This is a genomic window from Kandleria sp. (assembly GCF_017934775.1).
In the GTDB taxonomy this organism is placed as follows: domain Bacteria; phylum Bacillota_I; class Bacilli_A; order Erysipelotrichales; family Coprobacillaceae; genus Kandleria; species Kandleria vitulina.
On the sequence record NZ_JAGBIX010000043.1, the window covers coordinates 1 to 6,375 of the forward strand.

The following is a 6,375-nucleotide window of genomic DNA, read 5'->3' on the forward strand; positions in this document are numbered from 1 at the left end:
CACGGAAGTTAAGCATCGCAGCGGCGACGATAGTCGGAAACGGCAAAAACAGCACGCTGCCAGTCTGTCCGGTCCCCAAGGGGACTCCTTTTTTTTGCCATTTCACAGCAGATATGAATAAGCAAATAGATTTCACAACGATTGTGAATAGAGCATTGATAATCACAAGATGTGTGAAAAAAGAACTCGCAATTAACGAGTTCTTTTTATTTTGGATCCATCATATATTCTTTTTGATTAAACTTTTTTATATATGGTGACTGGTTTCCTTTTTCATTTAGTTTCTCCGATAGACGAGAGACAAGTTTATCAATAGAACTATTATCATCATAAAGAGGATTTTTCCAGATCGTTATAAATAATTCAGTACGAGACTGCGGCTGATATGGATGGGACATTAACGATTTTAATAATTTATATTCATTATTTGTCAGATCAACTACATCATCATCAAGGTACACAATCTGTGAAGTTGTATCCATGATAATGTCCTTGTAACGATAAATCTTTCTCGGTTTTAAAATCCCATTTCGGTAGATTGATAGAAACTTAGAATAGAGATCATTGTTCGAAAAAGGCACTCGAATATAGTCATCTGCACCATAATTTAACAAAGAATCTAAATATTTTTGAGAAAATTTTTTTGTCATGATAATAACTATTTTGTTATTTCTTTTACATTTGATTAAGAAACGAGAAAAATTGATTTTTGGAAAATTATCATCAACGATAAAAGCTGAGTGGCGATCATCGATTGATTCAAATTTACTTGAATATATCGTAGGAATTTGCATTGAAGAAAAATATTCACTTATGCTTTTTCCTCTATTTTCATCTGAATCTAGCACTAGTATTTCAAATTGTTTCAACATGATTTCACCCCTGTTTTTTTATAATTTTAACACATAATTTGTAGAATAAAATGACCAATCTGCCATTTCCTTTTATTGACAGGAGTTTACAACTTACATATAATAATTGACATTAGAAGTAACCAAGGAGGAAAGAATACTATGGAGATGAAAGATCTATTAGACGAATATGGTTGTCTCACTTTCAGTGACGAGGTCATGAAAGAAAGAATCCCTAAGTCAACTTACAAAGCTTTTCATGAAGCAATGGATAGAGGGGAACCATTGCCAAAAGAAGCTGCAACTGTTATTGCCAATGCAATGAAGATTTGGGCAATTGAACATGGTGCAACTCATTTTACACATTGGTTTACACCAATGACTGGATTAACTGCTGAGAAGCATGATGCCTTTTTAGAACCTAATCAGAATGGTGGAGCAGTTCTAGAATTTAGTGGTAAGACATTAAGAAAAGGGGAACCTGATGCATCTTCTTTTCCAAGTGGGGGTTTAAGAGCTACTTTCGAAGCAAGAGGTTATACTGCATGGGATGTTACTAGCCCAGCATTTGTAAAAGATGGTTCACTTTATATTCCAACATTATTCTGTTCATATACAGGAGAAGCGTTAGATAAAAAGACACCTTTATTAAGATCTTGCGATGCATTATCACATTCTGCTTGTAAATTATTGCCTTTATTAGGTGTTGAAGGAGTTCATAGCGTAACAGCATCAGTTGGTGCTGAACAGGAATACTTCCTAGTAGCTGATGAATATTGGCAGAAACGTATGGACTTAAGATTAACAGGTCGTACATTATATGGTGCAAATGCACCTAAAGGACAGGAACTTGAAGATCATTACTTCGGTTCAATTAAACGTAAAGTCGGCGCATTTATGAAGGACTTAGATAGAGAATTATGGAAATATGGTATTCCATCTAAGACTAAACATAACGAAGTAGCACCAGCACAGCATGAAGTTGCTTGTGTTTATTCAAGAGTAAATATTACAACTGACAACAACCACCTTTTAATGCAGTTAGCACAGGATATTGCTAAGAAGCATGGTTTAAGATGTTTATTACACGAAAAACCATTTGAAGGTGTCAATGGATCAGGTAAGCATGATAACTGGTCAGTAATGACAGATACAGGTATAAACTTATTCAATCCAGGAAAAAATCCAATTGAAAACTTACCATTCTTAGCTGCTTTAGCATGTACAGTTAAGGGTGTAGATGAATATGCTGAATTATTAAGAATGTCAGCAGCATCTGCTGGTAACGATCATCGATTAGGTGCTAATGAAGCTCCACCAGCTATTATTTCAATGTTCCTTGGTGAAGAATTAAATAATTTGGTGGATTCAATCATCAACGATGGTGAACTAAATGAAGTCACTAAAGAAAGATTTAGAACAGGTGTTGCCGTTGTACCTACATTCTCAAAAGATACAACAGATCGTAACAGAACATCTCCATTCGCATTTACAGGAAACAAATTCGAATTCCGTGCAGTAGGTTCAGCACAGTCTGTAGCCGGACCAAACACAATTCTAAATGTCATTCTTGCTGAAGAATTTGATCAGATGGCTGAAGAAATTCTTGGTGGAAAAGAACCAATGGAAGTTATTCGTGAATACTTAACTGATCACCAGAGAATTATCTTCAATGGTGATGGATACAGCGCTGAATGGGAAAAAGAAGCTGAAAGAAGAGGTCTTCCAAACAACAAGACTACTATTGAAGCTGCTCAGTGCTTAAAGAGTGAAAAAGCAATTGAATTATTCACAAAACATGATGTATATAATGACGTAGAATTAAAATCACGTTATGATATTCTTTTAGATGGTTACTGCAAGACATTAAGAGTAGAAGCATTAACTGCTCTTAAGATGGCTAAGACAGAAATCTATCCTTCAGTTGTTAAATATATTGGAACTGTAGCTAAAGATGCTAAAGAATTACAGGAATTATCTATTGATAATGTCTTCTTAAAAGAAAACCTTACAGAATTATCAACATTAGCAACACAGATGAAAGCAGAAATGGCTGCATTAGAAAAAGCTATTGATGAAGCTGATCACAATGATGCTGATATTAAAGAACAGGCATTATGCTGGAGAGATAGTGTATTAGCATCAATGAACAAATTAAGAGAAACAGCTGATACATTAGAAACAATGGTTGACCAGAATGATTGGCCAATTCCATCATATGTTGATTTATTATTCGGAATCTAAAAATGAAAGGAAGCTTTGCTTCTTTTCATTTTTTATTATGCTATAATATCCTTAATAAGGAGGGATGATTCCATGGAAATGAGATTATATCAAAGAAAAGATTTAAATCAGGTGATTGACTTATTTTATCGTGCAGTACATGAAGTGCAGTGTAATGATTATACGGAGGAAGAACGAGATGCTATTGCACCTAAAAATGTAGATCGTTATCATTGGGAAGCATCTCTTGAAAAGAATCATACACTTATTGTAGAAGATGAAGGTAAAATAATAGCCTTTGGCAATATTGGTACTACTGGTTATCTTGATCGTCTTTATATTGATAAGAAATATCTTCACCAAGGTATTGGTGCTAAGCTATTAGAAAGACTTGAACAGTATGCTAAAAAGCAAGGGAATAGCATTATTTATGTAACATCGTCCATTACATCAAAACCATTTTTTGAAAAACATGGATATGAGGAAATAGAAGAACAGATCAATGTAAGAAGGGGTGTAAGAATATTACGCTATCTTATGGAAAAGAAGATCTGATCTTCTTTTTTGTAAAATAAAAGTCAAAAAATAAATGAATACGCTCTCATTTATGTTATAGTTAATGTAAGAGAGGGTGTTTTTTATGAATATGTCATTGCAGCAATTTTTAGGTTTTGTAGAACAATCAAATATCCCAAGAGCAGCCTATGTTTTTAAAGAGAATAAAGTGGTTCCTCTTGCAGTGTCAAATGGGTTGTTAGAATTTTATAAAAACGTCTTTAATAGAGAAGAACTTTTAGAATATTATTCTAAATACATGTATAAATATACTCATCCTGATGATGTAGAACGTATTGTTTTTGAAGGAAGAAATTTTGCATTAAATGATGGTGTATATGATGTTGTCTATAAAGAATATATTCCCAATACTGAAAACTTGAGATTTATTCATTCACATGGTTATCATGAATATATTGATGGTACACGCGTTGCAATTATTTCTTATGATGATGTAACAAGTGCTTATGCGGATTATCATATTGATAACCAGTCTTATAATAGAACACTTAAAGGATTGATTGATGTTGATCGAGTAGGAGTAGCTATCGTTGATATTAAAACTCATGAACTGCTTTTATGTAATAAGAAAATGAAAGATCTTTTTAAACCACGAGTAATGATGGATACTGGTGTAACGTTTGAAAAGTTTTTTATTACCGATGATACAGATTACGTTTTTCCTTTTGAAAAGATTGAAGGAAAGTACGGTAAGATCATGAAAACTCCTTATAGTGATAAAGAGATGTTTATGCATGTCTATAAGACAAATTGGGGTTCTGAAGATGTTTATCTTGTAACTATTAATGATTATGATCTACAGTTCTTTGATAAGTTGACAGGACTACATAATTTTAGTTATCTGCTAGAAAGGGCAGGAGGATTTATCGAAGAAAATCTTGATGTATCTAAGACAAGCGTAGTCTTTTTAAATTATATTGCATTCTTGAATTATAATAATACAAGAGGTTTTCAAAAAGGAAATCAGCTGTTGAAAGATACTGCTGCTTTATTGGTAGAGAAGTTTCCAAATAGTCTTGTATGTCGTTTATCAGAGGATCATTTTGTAGTTGTCAGTGATCTAGATGTAGAGAATATTCTTGAAGAGATTCATGATGAAGCCTATAAGCTTGCACCTGGTGATTTTATGGAACTTAAGGCTGGTGTATATTATTTTAAAAACGATGATGATGTCAGCGTTGCTGTTGATAATGCCAAGCTTGCTTGTGATGAAATCAGACGTAATCTAGAAAAGTATATCTGTGTGTTTAAGCCTGAAATGAAGAGGTTTAATGAAATGACACAGTATGTTGTAGATAATTTTGAAAGAGCAATTAATGAGAAGCTCATTAAGGTCTATTATCAGCCAGTTATTAGAACAAGTACGAAGACATTGTGTGGATTTGAAGCTTTAGCGAGATGGGATGATCCTGAGTATGGTCTGCTTTCTCCCGCTGTCTTTATTCCTCCATTAGAAGAAACGCACATGATTCAAAGACTTGATATTTATGTCATTAATGAAGTCTGTAGGATGTTAAGAGAAAGAATTGATCAGCATTTAGATGTTGTCCCTGTATCATTTAACCTTTCTAGAATTGATTTCTTGACTGGTGATGTTGTTTCTACAATTGAAAGTATTATAAAAAAGTATAACATTTCAAAAGAATTGATTCATATTGAGATTGTGGAACGTATTGTTGGAGGTCAGTTTATTAAGAAGGAAATTCAACGTCTTAATGATGCAGGCTTTTCTATTTGGATTGATGATTTTGGTAGTGGTTATTCATCATTGAATATCTTAAAAGATTTTGCTTTTGATGAAATTAAGATTGATATGGAATTCTTGAGAAACTTTAATTCTAAATCACAAAGTATCATTGCTTCTACTGTAGGTATGGCTAAGGAGATTAGGGTTCATACATTAGCAGAAGGGGTAGAAACAAAGGAACATTTTGATTTCTTGTGTTCTATAGGATGTGAAAAAGTACAGGGATACTATTTTGGTAAACCTGCTCCTTTAGATGATGTATTGCAACATTGTAAGGATAAAGGACTTGATATTGAGACAAAAGAATGGTCGAAGTACTATCAGGAATTAAGCAGCGTTAATCTGTTGAATAGAACTCCTACTATTGTACTAGAAAGACGTGATCAGGAAATCTATTTATTGAATTATAATGGTGGATTTAAGGACTTTGTAAAACGTTTGGGATATAAGACAATTCATCAGTCACGATTGGAAAGTGTCTTTAATAATGAAAAATGGTGTGAACATATTCGAAATGCGATTGCGGTAGTACAAGTGAATAAGAAATCTGTTATTACTGATTTCTTTTTTGAAGAGCGAAAGTATTTTCTGAAGATTAAATATTTAACACATTATAAAAATCATTGTGGTGTAATTTGTCGGATCTTTGATACAAATATTGATTAAGAAGGCAGCTCAAGAATGAGCTGCCTTTCATTGTAAAACAATAAAACCCACAGCTATGCTGTGAGGTTGTTTTAAGACTTCAGTGAAGTGGTAAAGGCATTGTAAATGATAAAATCCCCTCTGTATAATGATTGTGCGGTCTGCCAACTGCGCAATTGAATACAGGAGGGATTTATGTCATATACAGATGACTTACATAGTTTATCACATACAAAATGGAATTGTAAATATCATGTGGTGTTTGCCCCTAAATATAGGAGAAAAGCATTTTATGATTATAGAAGAATTGAAATTGGTAAGATTTTAAGAGAC

At 33.2% G+C, this 6,375-nt stretch carries 5 protein-coding genes; 4 read left to right on the forward strand and 1 reads right to left on the reverse strand.

Features of this window, described 5'->3' with window-relative positions:
* Window positions 1–206: 206 nt before the first annotated feature.
* Window positions 207–872: a winged helix-turn-helix domain-containing protein gene (locus tag J6L95_RS04840; RefSeq protein ID WP_287458345.1), complete on the reverse strand. Its 666-nt coding sequence runs from the start codon at window positions 870–872 to the stop codon at window positions 207–209.
* A 141-nt stretch (window positions 873–1,013) separates the two neighbouring features.
* Between J6L95_RS04840 and J6L95_RS04845 the strand changes: the two genes are divergently transcribed.
* From J6L95_RS04845 to J6L95_RS04860, 4 genes are all read left to right on the forward strand, one after another.
* On the forward strand, window positions 1,014–3,095 hold the full coding sequence (locus tag J6L95_RS04845) for a glutamine synthetase III family protein (protein WP_287458346.1): 2,082 nt from the start codon (window positions 1,014–1,016) through the stop codon (window positions 3,093–3,095).
* A 72-nt stretch (window positions 3,096–3,167) separates the two neighbouring features.
* Window positions 3,168–3,629, forward strand: coding sequence for a GNAT family N-acetyltransferase (locus J6L95_RS04850; protein ID WP_287458347.1), 462 nt, complete (start codon window positions 3,168–3,170; stop codon window positions 3,627–3,629).
* 85 nt (window positions 3,630–3,714) lie between these two features.
* Entirely contained in the window at window positions 3,715–6,063 is a 2,349-nt protein-coding gene (locus J6L95_RS04855; RefSeq protein WP_287458348.1) for an EAL domain-containing protein, read from the forward strand.
* A 174-nt stretch (window positions 6,064–6,237) separates the two neighbouring features.
* On the forward strand, window positions 6,238–6,375 hold a 138-nt coding region (locus J6L95_RS04860; RefSeq protein WP_287458349.1), incomplete at its 3' end, for a transposase.